General features: G+C 41.5%; 16 protein-coding genes. 10 read left to right on the top strand and 6 right to left on the bottom strand.

Annotation, left to right across the window (positions count from 1 at the left end; genetic code table 11):
- Positions 1–154: 154 nt before the first annotated feature.
- Entirely contained in the window at positions 155–1,108 is a 954-nt protein-coding gene (locus MHH31_RS03425; protein ID WP_144667874.1) for a nucleoside hydrolase, read from the bottom strand.
- A 181-nt stretch (positions 1,109–1,289) separates the two neighbouring features.
- Between MHH31_RS03425 and MHH31_RS03430 the strand changes: the two genes are divergently transcribed.
- The 4 genes from MHH31_RS03430 to MHH31_RS03445 all read left to right on the top strand — a co-directional run bounded on the left by MHH31_RS03430 (position 1,290) and on the right by MHH31_RS03445 (position 5,858).
- Entirely contained in the window at positions 1,290–2,198 is a 909-nt protein-coding gene (locus MHH31_RS03430) for a diacylglycerol kinase (RefSeq protein WP_007496845.1), read from the top strand.
- Between the two features lie 61 nt (positions 2,199–2,259).
- Positions 2,260–3,642 carry a 23S rRNA (uracil(1939)-C(5))-methyltransferase RlmD gene (gene rlmD, locus MHH31_RS03435; protein ID WP_342495281.1) on the top strand — a complete coding sequence of 461 codons (1,383 nt, stop codon included), beginning with the start codon at positions 2,260–2,262 and terminating at the stop codon, positions 3,640–3,642.
- A gap of 253 nt (positions 3,643–3,895) precedes the next feature.
- Positions 3,896–4,873 (top strand): tRNA-dihydrouridine synthase, encoded by a 978-nt coding sequence (locus MHH31_RS03440; RefSeq protein ID WP_144680092.1) that lies wholly within the window; start codon positions 3,896–3,898, stop codon positions 4,871–4,873.
- Between the two features lie 256 nt (positions 4,874–5,129).
- Positions 5,130–5,858: a hypothetical protein gene (locus MHH31_RS03445; RefSeq protein ID WP_163116604.1), complete on the top strand. Its 729-nt coding sequence runs from the start codon at positions 5,130–5,132 to the stop codon at positions 5,856–5,858.
- 82 nt (positions 5,859–5,940) lie between these two features.
- Here MHH31_RS03445 and MHH31_RS03450 read toward each other — a convergent pair whose 3' ends face one another.
- The gene (locus MHH31_RS03450; RefSeq protein WP_007496834.1) at positions 5,941–6,312 is read right to left on the bottom strand and encodes a hypothetical protein; all 372 of its coding nucleotides are present in this window, start codon (positions 6,310–6,312) and stop codon (positions 5,941–5,943) included.
- Positions 6,313–6,493: 181 nt separating this feature from the next.
- Here MHH31_RS03450 and MHH31_RS03455 point away from each other — a divergent pair, with 181 nt between their 5' ends.
- Positions 6,494–6,931 (top strand): Rrf2 family transcriptional regulator, encoded by a 438-nt coding sequence (locus MHH31_RS03455; RefSeq protein ID WP_282833969.1) that lies wholly within the window; start codon positions 6,494–6,496, stop codon positions 6,929–6,931.
- A gap of 64 nt (positions 6,932–6,995) precedes the next feature.
- Complete coding sequence (locus MHH31_RS03460; RefSeq protein WP_342495282.1) at positions 6,996–7,910, top strand: NAD(P)/FAD-dependent oxidoreductase; 915 nt, start codon at positions 6,996–6,998, stop codon at positions 7,908–7,910.
- A gap of 10 nt (positions 7,911–7,920) precedes the next feature.
- Here MHH31_RS03460 and MHH31_RS03465 read toward each other — a convergent pair whose 3' ends face one another.
- Positions 7,921–8,121: a hypothetical protein gene (locus tag MHH31_RS03465; protein WP_025206887.1), complete on the bottom strand. Its 201-nt coding sequence runs from the start codon at positions 8,119–8,121 to the stop codon at positions 7,921–7,923.
- 113 nt (positions 8,122–8,234) lie between these two features.
- Here MHH31_RS03465 and MHH31_RS03470 point away from each other — a divergent pair, with 113 nt between their 5' ends.
- On the top strand, positions 8,235–8,882 hold the full coding sequence (locus MHH31_RS03470) for a DUF3885 domain-containing protein (RefSeq protein ID WP_342495283.1): 648 nt from the start codon (positions 8,235–8,237) through the stop codon (positions 8,880–8,882).
- 33 nt (positions 8,883–8,915) lie between these two features.
- Here MHH31_RS03470 and MHH31_RS03475 read toward each other — a convergent pair whose 3' ends face one another.
- Positions 8,916–10,244, bottom strand: coding sequence for a 6-phospho-beta-glucosidase (locus tag MHH31_RS03475; RefSeq protein WP_342495284.1), 1,329 nt, complete (start codon positions 10,242–10,244; stop codon positions 8,916–8,918).
- Positions 10,245–10,448: 204 nt separating this feature from the next.
- Between MHH31_RS03475 and MHH31_RS03480 the strand changes: the two genes are divergently transcribed.
- A complete protein-coding gene (locus MHH31_RS03480; protein WP_017366780.1) occupies positions 10,449–11,180 on the top strand; it encodes a MurR/RpiR family transcriptional regulator in 732 nt (243 codons plus the stop codon).
- A gap of 13 nt (positions 11,181–11,193) precedes the next feature.
- Here MHH31_RS03480 and MHH31_RS03485 read toward each other — a convergent pair whose 3' ends face one another.
- Positions 11,194–12,396: an MFS transporter gene (locus MHH31_RS03485; RefSeq protein WP_342495285.1), complete on the bottom strand. Its 1,203-nt coding sequence runs from the start codon at positions 12,394–12,396 to the stop codon at positions 11,194–11,196.
- A gap of 146 nt (positions 12,397–12,542) precedes the next feature.
- On the opposite strand from MHH31_RS03485, the gene MHH31_RS03490 reads away from it, so the two are divergent.
- The gene (locus tag MHH31_RS03490) at positions 12,543–13,022 is read left to right on the top strand and encodes a YbaK/EbsC family protein (RefSeq protein ID WP_017360428.1); all 480 of its coding nucleotides are present in this window, start codon (positions 12,543–12,545) and stop codon (positions 13,020–13,022) included.
- A 34-nt stretch (positions 13,023–13,056) separates the two neighbouring features.
- Here the strand turns inward: MHH31_RS03490 and MHH31_RS03495 are convergent, their stop codons facing one another.
- Positions 13,057–13,965, bottom strand: coding sequence for a LysR family transcriptional regulator (locus MHH31_RS03495; protein WP_342495286.1), 909 nt, complete (start codon positions 13,963–13,965; stop codon positions 13,057–13,059).
- 103 nt (positions 13,966–14,068) lie between these two features.
- Between MHH31_RS03495 and MHH31_RS03500 the strand changes: the two genes are divergently transcribed.
- Positions 14,069–15,268, top strand: coding sequence for an MFS transporter (locus tag MHH31_RS03500; protein ID WP_342495287.1), 1,200 nt, complete (start codon positions 14,069–14,071; stop codon positions 15,266–15,268).
- Positions 15,269–15,285: the final 17 nt, after the last annotated feature.

Genomic DNA, 15,285 nt, shown 5'->3' on the forward strand with positions numbered 1-15,285 from the left:
TGCGTGCCGGTGCTCACGAATGTCAAATTCGCTCCGCGCCGGTACTCGTTCTTCCTAGGCTGCAAAGGTTTTCTATAAGAAGACACAGGGCTAAAATCAAGTTCATTTTAGCCCTGTGTCAACAATTTGAGCCCCGCTTATTAGCGGGGCTTTTTTATGATGAAATCTGACAAACCGCTTTTCTCATAAGCTCTTCAAAGGCTTGGAAAAAGGCATCTCGATCAACGTGGTCAATGACTTGAATCGATTTTCCATCTGGATGTTCTTCGGTACGTCCTTGTCTTGGCGATTCGGTATAAACAATTGCATTCATTTCTTTTGAACGGGTAAATGAGGTGGATGCAAGAGTGATCGTTGTCAGCACATCCCATAAGTAGTAAGTCGAGTTCGTTTCGTGATGAATGAGAGGCGGACAAAAGGCATAACATTGTCCAATAAAGTCAATCCCGATGTGAGAGCGAAGGGAAGCCCATCGTTGACGGACATCGAGTGTGAGCGGGACTTGATTCGTGCTTTCCAGTGCGACCATTTCAATTGGAAAACGCTCTTGAAATACGGTGCTCACAGCATAAGGGTCCCAAAAAGCATTCCATTCTGCTGTTCCATCATGCTCGGGTTCTTCGACATTGCCTTTTTCAAGGAATGTGCCGCCCATCCACACCAGTTTCTCAATTTTATTTGAGATGGAAGGATCTTCTTCTAACGCGCGTGCAAGGTCTGTAAGCGGTCCTGTAAAGAGCAGCGTAACAGGTTCGGTTGACTTTTTCACCGTTTCAATCAGGTGAAGATGTGCAGGAAGCTTAGATACTTTTGTATCAATAGCGCCTTTTTCGTTTAAAATCGGCAGGGCATCTACATAAAAAGCATGCATGCGCCATTCCTTTGGAAATGGATTCACACCTCTAGAATTGGAAGCGGCTACTTCAATCTCATATGGGCTAAAACGATCAATAATTTTCTGAGAAGCGCTCAGCGCAGGCTCTAAATAACAATCAGCAGGAATCACAGACATCCCGATCACTTTCAGGTGTTCCATTTGAAGAAGTAGAAATAAGGACACGAGATCATCAACACCGCCGTCATGGTTGAAATAGACAGGCTTTTTCATGGCATACCATCCTTTTTATCGTTTTCTTTTATCTTATCAGAATGCTGATCTGCTGAGGGAAACGTACCGTGAGATTTCAAATATTAGGGGGTTGTTCTGTTGCCATTTTCAAATCTCATAGTATAATTAAAGGTTGTTAGTGGTGAAAATAGATTGCATAATGATAATAGGATGATGATGAATGAAACGTGCTCGAATTATATACAATCCGACATCTGGACGTGAACTCTTTAAGAAGAATTTACCGCAGGTTTTGCAAAAATTTGAACAGGCTGGCTATGAAACATCTTGTCATGCGACGACATGTGCAGGAGATGCAACACAAGCAGCCGAAAAAGCCGCACAGAGAGATTTTGATTTAATTGTAGCAGCTGGTGGAGACGGCACGATTAATGAAGTCGTCAATGGATTAGCACCGCTTGAAAAAAGACCAAAATTAGGAATCATTCCAGTTGGAACGACCAATGACTTCGCAAGAGCACTTGGCATTCCAAGAGAAGATATTTTAAAAGCGACAGATGCCATCATTGATGGTGTAGCAAAGCCGCTTGATATTGGTAAAGTGAATGGACAGTATTTCATTAATATTGCGGGAGGCGGCCGATTAACAGAGCTGACCTATGAAGTGCCTAGTAAGCTGAAAACCATGCTAGGACAACTTGCGTATTATTTGAAAGGCATGGAGATGCTTCCTTCCATTCGCCCGACAGAAGTCGAAATTGAATATGACGGCAAATTGTTTCATGGAGAAATCATGCTGTTTCTTGTTTCACTAACAAACTCAGTAGGCGGCTTTGAAAAGCTCGCACCAGATTCCATTCTAGATGATGGGATGTTTGACCTGATCATTCTAAAGAAGGTCAATCTAGCAGAAGCCATTCGAGTGGTCAGCCTTGCACTCAGAGGCGAGCATATTCATGATAACAATGTCATCTACGCAAAAGCGAATCGCGTAAAGGTAGATGTAAAAGATAAAATGCAATTGAATTTAGATGGTGAATACGGCGGCATGCTGCCAGGTGAATTTGAAAATCTGTATCGCCATATTGAATTTATTGTGCCAAAAGCAACAGCTGAAAAAATAGGGTGAAGACTAAACTTGGTTCCTTATGGCGACCAAGTTTTTCTTTGCAAATGAGGTGATAAAATTGGTGAAAATGAAACCGCCTGTTGAAAAGAATGAATACTACAATGTAACCTTCGAAGATTTAACGCACGAAGGTGCAGGTGTAGCGAAAATTGAGGGTTTCCCTGTGTTTGTACCGAATGCCCTTCCTGACGAACAAGGGAAAATCAAAGTCACACGTGTCAAAAAAGGATTTGCTTTTGGACGACTCATGGAGCTGACAAAGGAAAGTCAGCACAGGCAAGATGCGCCATGTCCTATCTATAAGCAGTGCGGAGGCTGTCAAATTCAGCACATGAGCTATGAAGGCCAGCTGCTTTTTAAACAGAAACAAGTAAAGGACGTATTGGAGCGGATCGGCAAGCTTGATATGAGCCGTGTAAAAGTTCATCCTGTACTCGGCATGGAAGACCCTTGGAATTACCGAAACAAAGCACAAGTACCAGTTGGCGAACGGGAAGGCGGACTTGTTGCTGGATTTTATCAGCAGCGTACCCATGAAATCATTGATATGGAAAAATGCTTGATCCAGCAATCAGAAAATGACGAAGTGGTACAGGCAGTAAAAGACATCTGCAATGCGTTTGGCATCAAAGCATATAACGAAGAGCGGCATAAAGGCTGGCTGCGTCATGTCATGGTTCGCTACGGCATGGCAACAGGTGAAATGATGGTTGTGTTTGTCACAAGAACGGCTGATTTTCCGCAAAAGCAACAAGTGATTGAGCAGATTATAGCACGCTTCCCACACGTTCGGTCAATTGTGCAAAACGTGAATTCAAAGAAGACAAATGTCATTTTCGGAGACGAAACGACCGTTTTATGGGGAGAAGAATACATTTATGACACGATTGGCGACATCAAATTTGCTATTTCAGCCCGCTCGTTTTATCAAGTAAACCCAGCTCAAACAAAGGTGCTTTATGACAAAGCGCTGGAATATGCCGAGCTGCAAGGAGAAGAAACCGTGATCGATGCGTATTGCGGAATCGGTACAATTTCCTTATTTCTCGCACAAAAAGCAGGCAGAGTATATGGCGTGGAAATTGTGCCAGAAGCGATTGAAGATGCAAAACGCAACGCTGCCTTAAACGGAATCAACAACGTCGAATTCGCAGTCGGCGAAGCAGAAACGGTTATCCCAAACTGGTACAAAGAAGGCATCAAAGCAGATACGCTAGTCGTCGATCCGCCAAGAAAAGGCTGTGATGAAGCACTGCTTGATACGATTTTAAAGATGAAACCAAACCGTGTTGTGTATGTGTCCTGTAATCCTGGGACGCTAGCTCGTGATTTGCGTATTCTTGAAGATGGTGGGTATGTGACGGAGGAAGTGCAGCCTGTGGATATGTTTCCGCATACGAGTCATGTGGAGTGCGTTGCTAGTCTTGTGATTCAACAGTCATAACGTATTGAAGCATCCCGATTTCGTGATATAACACCGATATCGGGATATTTTTATTTTGGCTGCCCTTCACTTGAATACAAAACGGTAATTATAGGTCGAAAATTAATTTTCACCCCTTATTTGGTTTTGAAATGTCCTTTTTTGCAATTTTGCCTAGTTCATATTAAAGTATATAATGATAAAAATTGCTGAAAGAATTTACAGAAGGACATGCCCCATAAGGCGCTATGTCATGAGAGGAATTGGATGAAAGATGAGTAAAAATTTCTGGCGTGATTTACCGCGGCCATTTTTTATATTAGCACCAATGGAAGAAGTGACAGATGTTGTGTTTCGTCATGTTGTGAGTGAGGCGGCGAGACCGGATGTGTTTTTTACAGAGTTTACAAACAGTGAGAGCTACTGCCACCCTGATGGCATTCAAAGTGTGAAAGGCCGCTTAACGTTCACCGAGGATGAGCAGCCGATTGTTGCTCATATTTGGGGAGATAAGCCTGAGAACTTTAGACAAATGAGTATTGGAATGGCGGAGTTAGGATTTCAGGGGCTTGATATTAATATGGGTTGTCCTGTCCCTAATGTTACGCAAAACGGAAAGGGCAGTGGATTGATTCTTCGTCCAGATGTTGCGGCAGAGCTGATTCAAGCGGCAAAAGCAGGGGGATTACCTGTTAGTGTGAAAACAAGACTAGGGTTTACAGAGGTCGATGAATGGCGTGGTTGGCTCAGACACATATTGGAGCAAGATATTGTGAATTTATCAATTCACCTTCGTACAAGAAAGGAAATGAGCCAGGTGGATGCGCACTGGGAGCTTATTCCTGAGATTAAAAAACTGCGTGATGAAGTAGCACCTGATACGCTTTTGACGATCAATGGTGATATTCCTGATCGTCAAACGGGCTTAAAGCTCGCTGAGCAATATGGAATAGACGGAGTGATGATTGGGCGTGGGATTTTCCATAACCCATTTGCTTTTGAAAAAGAGCCGAAAGAGCATACGAGTGATGAGCTGCTAGGTCTTTTAAGGTTGCATCTTGATCTTCATGATCAATACTCATCACTAGGTTTGCGTCCATTCAAGGCATTGCACCGTTTCTTTAAGATTTATGTAAAAGGATTCAGAGGAGCGAGTTTCTTAAGAAATCAATTAATGAACACATCATCAACAGATGAAGTGCGTGCAATGCTGGATGAATTTGAAGCGAGAAATAAGGAGCAATCATTATGAAAAAGAGGAGGGAGGGCCCTTCTCTTTTTTCTTGAATCAGGACTACTTCTTTTGCACTACATATTCGTGATTATACTAAACTTCTTGGTATTTCTATTTTGTAACTTGTTTATCTTAATGTCTTAAAACAGTATTAATTAAATTCATTAATATTCTAGTAATAAACATCATGTTATTTAACTTAAAGTGATATGAAATTAAAATTATACTTATGTATAAAAAATTACTGTCGATATAATTAATGGGAGGTATTAGTGTGTTAGTGTTCAAAAAAAGTGTTGAAGTTATATATAGAATCTTAAAAAAATTTTTCGTTCCCTCAAAAAAATTATCTGTATTCTTTGCTCAACTGTGTATGTATTTGTTTTTAATAGCACTGGTAGGCGTTTTAATTAACCAGACATGGATAATTGAATACAGTGGTTTTTTTCTAAGTAGCATAATTGATATAGCTTTTATATATTGGCTGTTCTCTTATTTCAGCTTTCTAAAATTTAGAAAAGATCCTTTGTATTTTAAAGTAGCTAAACAAAAGGACTACCCTCACCAATATTCTGAAATTAGTAAGGCAGTGGAAAATATCGATGAAATTGAAGTCTCTGTTATGAAATGGGCTAAAGAGAATTATAATCAGAATGCTTTAGAAAAACTAAAATCATTAAATCTATATCACAGAGTTAGTTCAGGAAGAAAGGATTTAGATTTTTTATATAACTCACTTATAGCAGTTATTTTCGGGGTAATAACGACAGTAATATTTAATCCTGACATAATGAATACTTATAAAACATATATAAGTGAGCGTTTCCCCTTAGTCAACGAGTATGTAATTTACTATATGAATGGTGTGACAATATTTTTTTGTGGGGTAATCGTATCATTATACTTTTTGAAAGAAAAGCATTTAATGAATAGAAAAACTGAACTTTATGAAAGTATATTAGATAGAGTTATTAGCAAACTTGAGCACAAAGAAAGTGACTGAAACTCTTTTAGACCTCATCTATAACGTTTAAATGATAAGTGAGTTAAAAGACCCCCTCACCAAAAGGGGGTCACCAATTCCTTTACTCTGCACTCTCCTCAACATCACGGCTATCTTCTGTTTCACCAATATAAATAGGGCCGTTTGCATGGTCGATTCGGATTGGCCATTCGTATGGGACTTGCAGGCGTCGTGCGATGGCTCTCCAAAATTTTGCAGAATCAAATTCTAGTTCTTGAAAGTCTTTAAGCAATTCTTTATAAGAAGATCCATCAAATTGAATGTACGAGTCTTGCAGACGCATAAAGGCGTAATGTCTCACTTCTAATGCTGCCGCAGCTTCCATTTCTTCTTCTGTTGCTTCGCCAATGATTGTTCCTGCGGGTGGAAGCATGTCGTATACGTTAAATTCCTCTTCTTCTTCGTGTGCTGCATTGTGCTGTTGATCTGACATTTTTTTCACTCCTTCTAGTCTTCATCAAGCTTTTATTCGTGCTTACTTCTATTATCGGAAGGAAATGCGAAATGTGGAATGAAAAAAGAAGCAGATCCACAATACTTGCTTTTTCTTCTCGAATCTTTTATGATCAATTACAGATATAAAAGGTCTACAATAGATAGAAAGGAATGTTTCTATGAAATATTCTAAAGCGACCAACTATGCGCTTCATACGATGGTATTTTTAACACTTGCACCAAAGGGGAAAGCAATAGGCGTTGAGCCTCTCGCCAAGATGCAAGATCTTTCACCCACTTATTTATCCAAAATTTTAACAAAGCTTGTGAAGGCGGGATTAATTGAATCAACACCTGGCGCAAAAGGTGGTTACACCATTCTGAAAAAGAAGGAGGACATTTCGTTTCTAGACGTCATTCAGGCGGTAGAAGGACAAACCAATTTATTTCGTTGTTCCTTGGCACATGATTCTTTCATGCCTCACGATGGCTGTTTGATTGAACAAGTCATGCAGGATGTTGAAATGAAAATGCAGGAGACGTTAAGTCAAAAGCGGTTAGTTGATATTGCAAGCCAAATAGAGCAGACAGAAAAAAATCCATTTTTCAACATGTGATTTTTTTGAGTAAATTATAGATATTAAGAGTCTTTAAAGTCTTTGATAAAAAGGAGAGATTTATATGTTATTAGATTGTGCCATTATTGGAGGCGGGCCAGCCGGATTAAATGCAGCTCTTGTTGTGGGGCGGGGCAGAAAACAGGTCATGGTATTCGATGATGAGATGCCAAGAAATCGAGTGACTCAGGAATCACATGGATTTATTACAAACGATGGAATGATACCGTTTGAGATCAGACAAGCGGGAGAAGCGGATCTTCAAAACTACCCCAATATCCAAATCAAACGAAGCAGAATTGTGGAGATACAAAATCATGAGGACAACTTCGCGTTACTGACACAAGAAGGAGAAAGATTCGAAGCGAAAAAAATCATTTTGGCAACTGGACTTCAGGATATATTGCCAAAGATCAACGGGATTCATGATGTGTATGGAAAGACGTTGTTTAGCTGTCCTTTCTGCGATGGCTGGGAGCTAAAGGACAAGCCACTTGCCCTGATTGCAGAGAACCAGCGCGCTTTGCATATGGCGAAACTTCTTTCCAATTGGACAAAGGATTTGATTGTGTTTACAAATGGACAGCAAGTGTTAGCTGAAGAGGAGAAAGCACTGTTATCAGCACATTCTATTCAAGTTATTGATGTGCCAATTGTAGCGATCCATCATGACAATGGACAGCTGCACTCTATTCACCTTGCGAATGGGGAAACGGTGAAAAGAGAAGGCGGATTTGTCGCAAGTGATTTCAAGCAGTCAACCCCTTTTGCTGAAAAACTAGGCTGTCAAATGACGAAAAATGGGGGCATTGAAACAGATATTCTTGGGCGTACAACCGTCAGCGGTATTTTTGCATGTGGTGATAATTTAGGCGGACCTGCTCAGCTTGTTCTTGCAGCAGCAGCTGGAAGTCAGGCAGGAATGGGCGTGATTCATGAACTTGTGCAGGAAGAGTTTCAACAAAAAACATCTCTGTAAAAAGAGATGTTCAGCGATGAGCGATTTTCCGTTTTGCTAAGACGTGAGCAGTCCATTCAAAAAGTGCGTAGATGACAAAGAAGATTAGGATCCAGCTGCTGACATCGACCCATACATTGGTGATATGAATGATGTTCGCCTGATCAAGTCCAGTCTGTATCCACATCGTGATCAATGCGGTGAGGAACACCTGTAAAAACCATTTTTTCAATTGGTCACACCTCCATCTCTTTCTATCATATAAGAAATGACAGTTTATTTCCAATTGAATTTCCATCAGTTTCAACGGTAAAATAAGAAATAAAACCACTGGAAGGACATGACATGAGCGATCAAACCAATCGTTTTTTAAAAAGTCATTTTCCTGATCTTGTCCTCACGCCGCCTCTTTTTTATGGGTGGCCTTTTGGTCTTCGCTTTGAAGTGGCAGATTGGTCATTAGGAGAAGAATCGGTTGTATTAGAAAAAGCAGGCGATCGGGCTTTAAAAATTGTCAGATATGCTTTTGATCCAGAAGACGATATTCTACTTGTCACGGATGTCTATACGCAGCATGAACATGAATTAACGAAGCAAAAGCTCCTAGTTTATCAAAAATATGCCGACCGGCAAGTGCGTCACCGATTGCGTTACGAGCGTTTGACTTATGTACAATCAAAACTAGAAGAAACAATGAAAATAGAGAGATTTACACTCAAGTGTCAGCTGCAAGATATTCGATTGCGCCCGCTTCTACAAGCCATATGCCAAGAGGATTTCTACAAACCGAATCAAATCTTGAAAGGAAAGCTTGGTTATGACATTTATCTCATCAATCTCTCAAAACAGATGATTTTCCACTTATATGATGATCGAGGCTGTGATCTTATTGCGGCAGATCCAGAACATCTGCATCCAGTTTATGAAGGTTTACAGCACTGGCTCTTAGACTATGACCGTGCTCAGATGGATCAGTTGTTTGCCGGGAAATAAGAAAACCGCACTTTTGACAAGTGCGGCTTCTTTTTATGCTTCTACTTTATTGAAAAACTGTGGCAGATATTCTTTGTGTGCTTCTAGCATTTCATCTAGGATGCTTTTTGCAACAGCATCTGATGGGACGAGCGGATTGATGGTCATGGCAACAAGAGCTGTGTTGTAGTCGCCTGTCACGGCTGCTTCAGCGGCTACACGTTCAAAGGATTTAATTTGAGAAATAAGTCCTTTGACAGCGACCGGCATTTCACCAACAGCGATTGGTTTTGGGCCGTCTTTTGTGATGACACAGTTCAGTTCAACGGCAGAATCATTTGGAATGTCACTGATGGCGCCATTGTTGATTGTGTTTACAGGCTGAATGTCATGCTTGTCGTTATAAATGGATGCGATCAAGTTACATGCTGCATCACTGTAGTAAGCACCGCCTCGTTTTTCAAGCTGTGGCGGCTTAATATCAAGATCAGGATCTTTGTAAAGCTCGAACAGGTCATTTTCTAGTGCACGGACGACTTCTGCACGAGTTCCCTCATTCGCTGCTGCTTTTTTCTCTTCAGCCAGCATATCACTTGTTTTGTAATAGTAGCGGTGGTACGGACAAGGAATCACACCAAGCCCTTTTAAGAAATCTGCATCCCACGGAATCGCTTGAATGTTGTTCATGGACATGGTGGAGTTTGGATCTGCCATGTCTTCGATCACTTGATCCATGATGCTTTTGCCATCTAAGAACACGTTCAGTCCAAATACCATATGGTTTAATCCAGCAAAGCTGACTTCGACTCTGCTTGCATCGACATCAAGCCCTTTGGCGATGCCCATGCGAATACCGATTGGTACGTTACATAAGCCAACGACTTTGCGGTGGTTTGAATAGCGAAGTACGGCTTCTGTGACCATACCAGCAGGATTGGTGAAATTCACAAGCCAAGCATCCGGGCATAATTCTTCAATATCTTTCACAATCTCAAGAATGACAGGGATGGTGCGCAGACCCTTGAATAGACCGCCTGGACCGTTTGTTTCTTGACCAATGACATCATATTTTAAAGGAATGCGTTCATCCTTCATACGTGCTTCCAGTAATCCGACGCGGAATTGTGTTGTGACGAAATCAGCGTCTACCAGTGCTTTCCGGCGATCTAAAGTTAAATGAACCTCGATTGGAAGTCCCGCTTTTTTCACCATACGTTTTGCAAGATTTCCAACGATCTCAAGCTTTTCTTTACCTGCTTCGATATCGACGAGCCAAAGTTCGCTTATTGGAAATTCCTCGTACCGTTTAATGAATCCTTCGACAAGTTCTGGTGTATAGCTTGATCCTCCGCCGATTGTGACAACCTTTAATCCTTTTGCCATGTTCTGCACCTCCGAATAATGTAACGCACAATGTTATAATAGAGTGAATCAATCTTTTATCATTTGTTTGTACATCTATAGCTTATCGTGAGAGTACCTTGTGCGTAAACGGTTTCAGCGTCTTTAGGCAAGGGTGCCCTATTTAGAGATTTGTTACATAAAAGAAACGTGTTGTGTCATGTTATTGGAGAAAGGGGAAGTCAGATGTTTTCAAGTGAGGTCATTTCCAGCTTTAATGAACTAGAAAGCGCTTTATACCGATACATTATGGAAAATAGTGAAAAAGTCGTCTATATGAGAATTCGTGATTTGGCAGATGCCGCACATATATCGACCTCATCTGTCCTTCGCTTTTGTCGAAAAGTGAATTGTGAAGGCTTTTCAGAATTTAAGGTGAAGCTCAAAATGTATTTAGAAGCAGAACAAACACCTTCTTTGAAAAGCACGCAGCATTTCCTGTATGAATTTATCGAACGGACACTTAAAGGAGATTTTGAGGAAAAGATTAAAGAGGCAGCGAAGCTCATTGCGGATGCAAAGAATGTGCTGTTTATTGGGACAGGCAGTTCTGGTATTTTGGCGCAGTATGGGGCAAGGTACTTTTCAAGTCTGGAGAAATTTTCGTTTTACATCAACGATCCGTTTTTCCCGATGAATATGCAGTATTTAGACAATAGTGTCACCATTGTGCTGTCTGTATCAGGAGAGAACAGTATTACGATTGATCATATTTCGAAACTTAAAAGAGAAGGCAGCACGATCATTAGTATTACAAACAATCAGCACTGTACAATTTCTCGTATTTCTGACTTAAATATTGCTTATTACGTCACAGATGAACGAGTCCATAGAGCCAACATCACTACACAGACACCCGTTGTGTATATCCTAGAAGCAATGGCGCGTGACATGTTTGCGATGTTAAAAGAAAAGTAAAAGAGCCGCTGCCTCAAACAGCTGCTCTTTTTTTCTGCATCATGAAAGCGGTGATGGCAATGCTTGAGCAGATGAGTACAAACAGTCCGCCTAACAAATACACAAATCTCGCTCCGAATGTATCCGCAATTAATCCAACAAAGAAAATAGATAAACTGACAGACATAGAAGAGAGAACGTATTGAGCCGAATACACCTTTGATAACTCATGGACTGGCGTTTCCGTTTGGAGAATGGTTTGCTGCGAAACATCCCGAATTTGATAGGCAGGCCCCATTAAAATACAAAGCAGCAATGCAAGCCATGGCAGGCTGTTTAGCGAAAATAGGATCGTCAGCACTGCATAAATAAAAGAGCCCGCTGCCATAAAGAGGAGAAGTTGTTTTTGAATAAACTGACTTAGCCATGCGGCCATGAGTCCACCTATAATGGCACCTATATAATATGCGGCATTGATATATCCCCACCATTCCGCACCTTCCTTTAAAACAAGTGTGACAAAGGCAAGCGTAACCGGTCCGACCCACAAAGCACCTGCAATATTTTCACAAACATCCATGAAAGTCAGGATGCGAACCGTTTTGTTTGTCCAAATGATCTTCCAGCCATCCTTGAACCCGTTCATCTTATTTTCTTTTTGAACCGTGTCTTCTTGCTTGAGTAGAGAAAAAACAGGGAGGATCAATAGATAGGACAACACAATCATGAAACAAGAGGCCCACATTAAATAAGATGGACCAATCAACAGGACGAGCATTCCAGTAAACGAATAGCCGGCGATTTGAACAGATTGATAAAAAACGGAGGCTGTACTGTTCGCTTTCACAAGCTGATTTTCTGGCACAAGCATCGGCATGATGGCCTGTAATAAAGGGCTGATGAACCCGCCTGTGATGGAAATCAAAACGAATGCACTAAACAGCCAGATCAGGTGCTGCTGAAAGAAATCAAATTGGGTCGTGAATACGACGAGCATTCCAATACGTAAAAGAGGGACCCATTTCAATAGACGCTTGGCTTGAAAGAGTTCTGTCAAAACAGGAGAGAGGAGCCCAGCCAATAGCTGACATAGTGTTCTTATGAGCGGAAATACAGCCGCATAGGCGACAGATTGTGTATCTTGATAAATAACCAATGTGACTGTCATCAAAAATAGAATATCACTTAGCATGAGAAGGCTTTTACTGCCTGTATAACACCAAAACTTATTTCCCATATCCAACCGACTCCTTTTCAAAAACAAGTTCAGTATAGCATGTTGGCGAAGTGTGCAGAGGTTTTCCATTGAAAAATACATCTTAAGGTTGAGAGAATTGTGATAAGCTAAATGAAAGAACATCGTAAGGAAAGGGGTTCAATCCATTGAAAAAATTACCAGCACATGACTTTTTGGACAAGCATGGCATCCCGTATGACATCAAAACATTTTCTGCCGACACAGAGAAGGGCGCAGCGAATGTAGCGGCAGCTCTTGGTTTTAGAGAAAGACAAATGATCAAAACATTGATCTTTGAAACAGGGGAAGGGGAGCAGCTGCTTGTGATGGTTGGTGCTGACCAGCACATCAAATCAGGGAAACTAAAGAAAGCCGCCGGCTCTCGTAATATCAAAATGGCTTCACCTGACACGGTGCTTGAAGTGACGGGCTATCGGATTGGCTCTATTCCGCCATTTTGTTGGCAACCTGAAGGGTTCCGCACGATTATCGAAGCATCGCTATTAGAAGAAGAGATATTAGGCGTTGGAGCAGGAGAATGGGGAAATGAAATCCTCATCACACCAGAACAATTAGTGATAGCCTCAAAGGCGGTCCCATTTGATCTTGTTCAGCCATCCGAATAGAAAAAAGTGCCTGTTGCTGAAGCAGGCACTTTTTTTAATTGGAAGCAGGTGGTGTAAAGGGACCAATGTCTTTCATTTGCAAAAAAGCATGTACCGTCCTATTTTCCTCAAGGTCATTCGCCCGTTTGCAGACCACAACAGGTCTGATAATGTCAATTCCTTCGATATACACGCACCCAATTTCTCCGCGTTCTAAGCTTCGCTGAACGGCGTCACGAGGAACAAGGGTAATGCCATAGCCAGCTTTGATCATTTGAATGGCTTCGTGGACACCACTGAATTGTAAATCAACGGTCGGTTTTTTAATTCCTTTAGCGGTAAAAAGGGAAAAAAGTTTGTCTCTCGTCGAACTGCCTTCTTCACGCATTAAAAAGGGTTCATGGCTTAGGCGTTCTAGGGGGACGGTTTGTCCATTTAACGGGTGATCCACAGGCACGATAAAGTCATAACTTAAATCAGTTAAGTGAGAGGTGTGAAGATCTTCGTGGTGCAGATCTTCAATTACAGCAATCGCCACATCTGATTGATATTGAAGCAGGCTTTCGATCACTTGAGCGGAGTTTCCGCTTTTTAATTCAATGTCTGTCTGTGGCGATGATGTTTTAAAAGAGGCAAGCCAATCAGGCAGCAAAAAGTTAAGTGGTACGTAGGTAGAAGCAATTCTGAGTCTTCCTTTTTTTCCGTTTTGCAGAAGGGTGATCTGATATTCTACTTCTTTTTCCGCCTCGAATACTTGCCGGGCATATGGATACAGGATCTTTCCCATCTCTGTCAGTGTAATCCCCCGGCCGTTTCGTTTGAAAAGACGAAAGCCGATCTCTCGTTCAATGCTTCGTAATTGTGCTGTCACAGCCGGCTGCGTCAAAGACAGCACGTCTGCCGTTTGTGTGACACTTTTTGTTTCGGCTACCTTTGCAAAAATACGGAGGGCATGTAAATTCATCTTTGCACCGCCTATCAATTATTTTGATGATTCAATCAAAAACATTCATTAGATTTATTATAAGGTATCCCTTATCGTAAAGGTAGCGAAGGGGGAAGAAAAAATGGATCGTCGTCAAAAGCAAGTTGTGTCAATTTCGCTCATCACAGCATTTGCCCTTATTGGGGATTCAATGCTCTATATTGTTCTCCCGGTCTATTGGAAAGAGATTGGTTTATCATCCATTTGGGAGGTGGGGTTACTGCTGTCTATCAACCGATTCATTCGTATCCCGCTAGCACCTGTCGTATGGTGGCTTTATCGATATATCCCAATGAAGACCGGTGTACTGATCGCAATTATGATCGCGTCAGTGACCACGATATTATATGGTATGAGTGGATTTTGGCTGCTATTGATTTGCCGCTGTGCATGGGGTCTCGCTTGGACGTTACTCCGTATGAGTGGGATGAGGGTCTTGGCTGAAATGGACGAAGGCTCACAAGGACATTTGACGGGTCTTTATAATGGGCTTTACCGGCTTGGCAGTTTATTTGGCATGTTATTTGGTGGAATCCTTGCCAGCTTGATCGGTTTTCAGTCCATGACGCTTGTCTTTGGCTTACTCACATTAATGGGCTGCATTTTTTATGTATCGTTGAATGAAATTGAAAAGAGAGAAGGCACGCAGGTGTATCATGGCATCAAACAGAAGTGGTTTACACGAGATGTGGTAAAAGTACTGATAACAGGCATGCTGATCGCACTGATCATCCAAGGTTTATTCGCATCCACGCTGAGTCATGTCATTGAAGCAAAGATTGACCAAGATGAATTGACTCTGTTTGGCTTTGTCATCGGAGCTTCGGCTTTAAGCGGTGTTATTCAAGCACTCAGGTGGGGATGGGAACCATTTCTCGCACCGAGAACGGGCAAATGGTTTGATCGTCTTGTGATGAAGGAACGAATGTTATGCTGGATGTTTCTTTCATTTGGAGGGCTCAGTTTTCTTGTGATCATGCTGAAGGTAAGCGGCTGGTTCCTATTGATGCTGCTTTTGATTCAACTAATGGCAACAATTGTCACAACGTTCACCGATACACTTGCCTTTCAAAAAGCTTCTGCTCAAACAGATAAGAACCGCTTTCTCGCCAGCTATTCTTTTGTTCAAGATATGGGGGCTGCTTTAGGACCTTTGTGTGGGTATACGTTGATCCAGTTTTTCGGAACAAACAGCGTCTTTTGGCTGATGCTTATCATAAGTTTAATGCTCGTCAGCATGTGGATAAAAAGCGGGCAGCATGTTTCTTCTAGTGCAGTGTAAAAAATAAAGCGTTATAT

It is taken from the genome of Bacillus sp. FSL K6-1033, from assembly GCF_038630765.1.
GTDB classification, from domain to species: Bacteria; Bacillota; Bacilli; order Bacillales; family Bacillaceae; genus Bacillus; species Bacillus altitudinis.

What these genes read in the sequence shown, in the direction of transcription:
- MHH31_RS03425 (WP_144667874.1), bottom strand. Translation starts at nt 1,108, where the DNA reads ATGAAAAAGCCTGTCTATTTCAACCATGACGGCGGTGTTGATGATCTC.
- MHH31_RS03430 (WP_007496845.1), top strand. Translation starts at nt 1,290, where the DNA reads ATGAAACGTGCTCGAATTATATACAATCCGACATCTGGACGTGAACTC.
- MHH31_RS03440 (WP_144680092.1), top strand. Translation starts at nt 3,896, where the DNA reads ATGAGTAAAAATTTCTGGCGTGATTTACCGCGGCCATTTTTTATATTA.
- MHH31_RS03450 (WP_007496834.1), bottom strand. Translation starts at nt 6,312, where the DNA reads ATGTCAGATCAACAGCACAATGCAGCACACGAAGAAGAAGAGGAATTT.
- MHH31_RS03455 (WP_282833969.1), top strand. Translation starts at nt 6,494, where the DNA reads ATGAAATATTCTAAAGCGACCAACTATGCGCTTCATACGATGGTATTT.
- MHH31_RS03460 (WP_342495282.1), top strand. Translation starts at nt 6,996, where the DNA reads ATGTTATTAGATTGTGCCATTATTGGAGGCGGGCCAGCCGGATTAAAT.
- MHH31_RS03470 (WP_342495283.1), top strand. Translation starts at nt 8,235, where the DNA reads ATGAGCGATCAAACCAATCGTTTTTTAAAAAGTCATTTTCCTGATCTT.
- MHH31_RS03475 (WP_342495284.1), bottom strand. Translation starts at nt 10,244, where the DNA reads ATGGCAAAAGGATTAAAGGTTGTCACAATCGGCGGAGGATCAAGCTAT.
- MHH31_RS03480 (WP_017366780.1), top strand. Translation starts at nt 10,449, where the DNA reads ATGTTTTCAAGTGAGGTCATTTCCAGCTTTAATGAACTAGAAAGCGCT.
- MHH31_RS03485 (WP_342495285.1), bottom strand. Translation starts at nt 12,396, where the DNA reads ATGGGAAATAAGTTTTGGTGTTATACAGGCAGTAAAAGCCTTCTCATG.
- MHH31_RS03495 (WP_342495286.1), bottom strand. Translation starts at nt 13,965, where the DNA reads ATGAATTTACATGCCCTCCGTATTTTTGCAAAGGTAGCCGAAACAAAA.
- MHH31_RS03500 (WP_342495287.1), top strand. Translation starts at nt 14,069, where the DNA reads ATGGATCGTCGTCAAAAGCAAGTTGTGTCAATTTCGCTCATCACAGCA.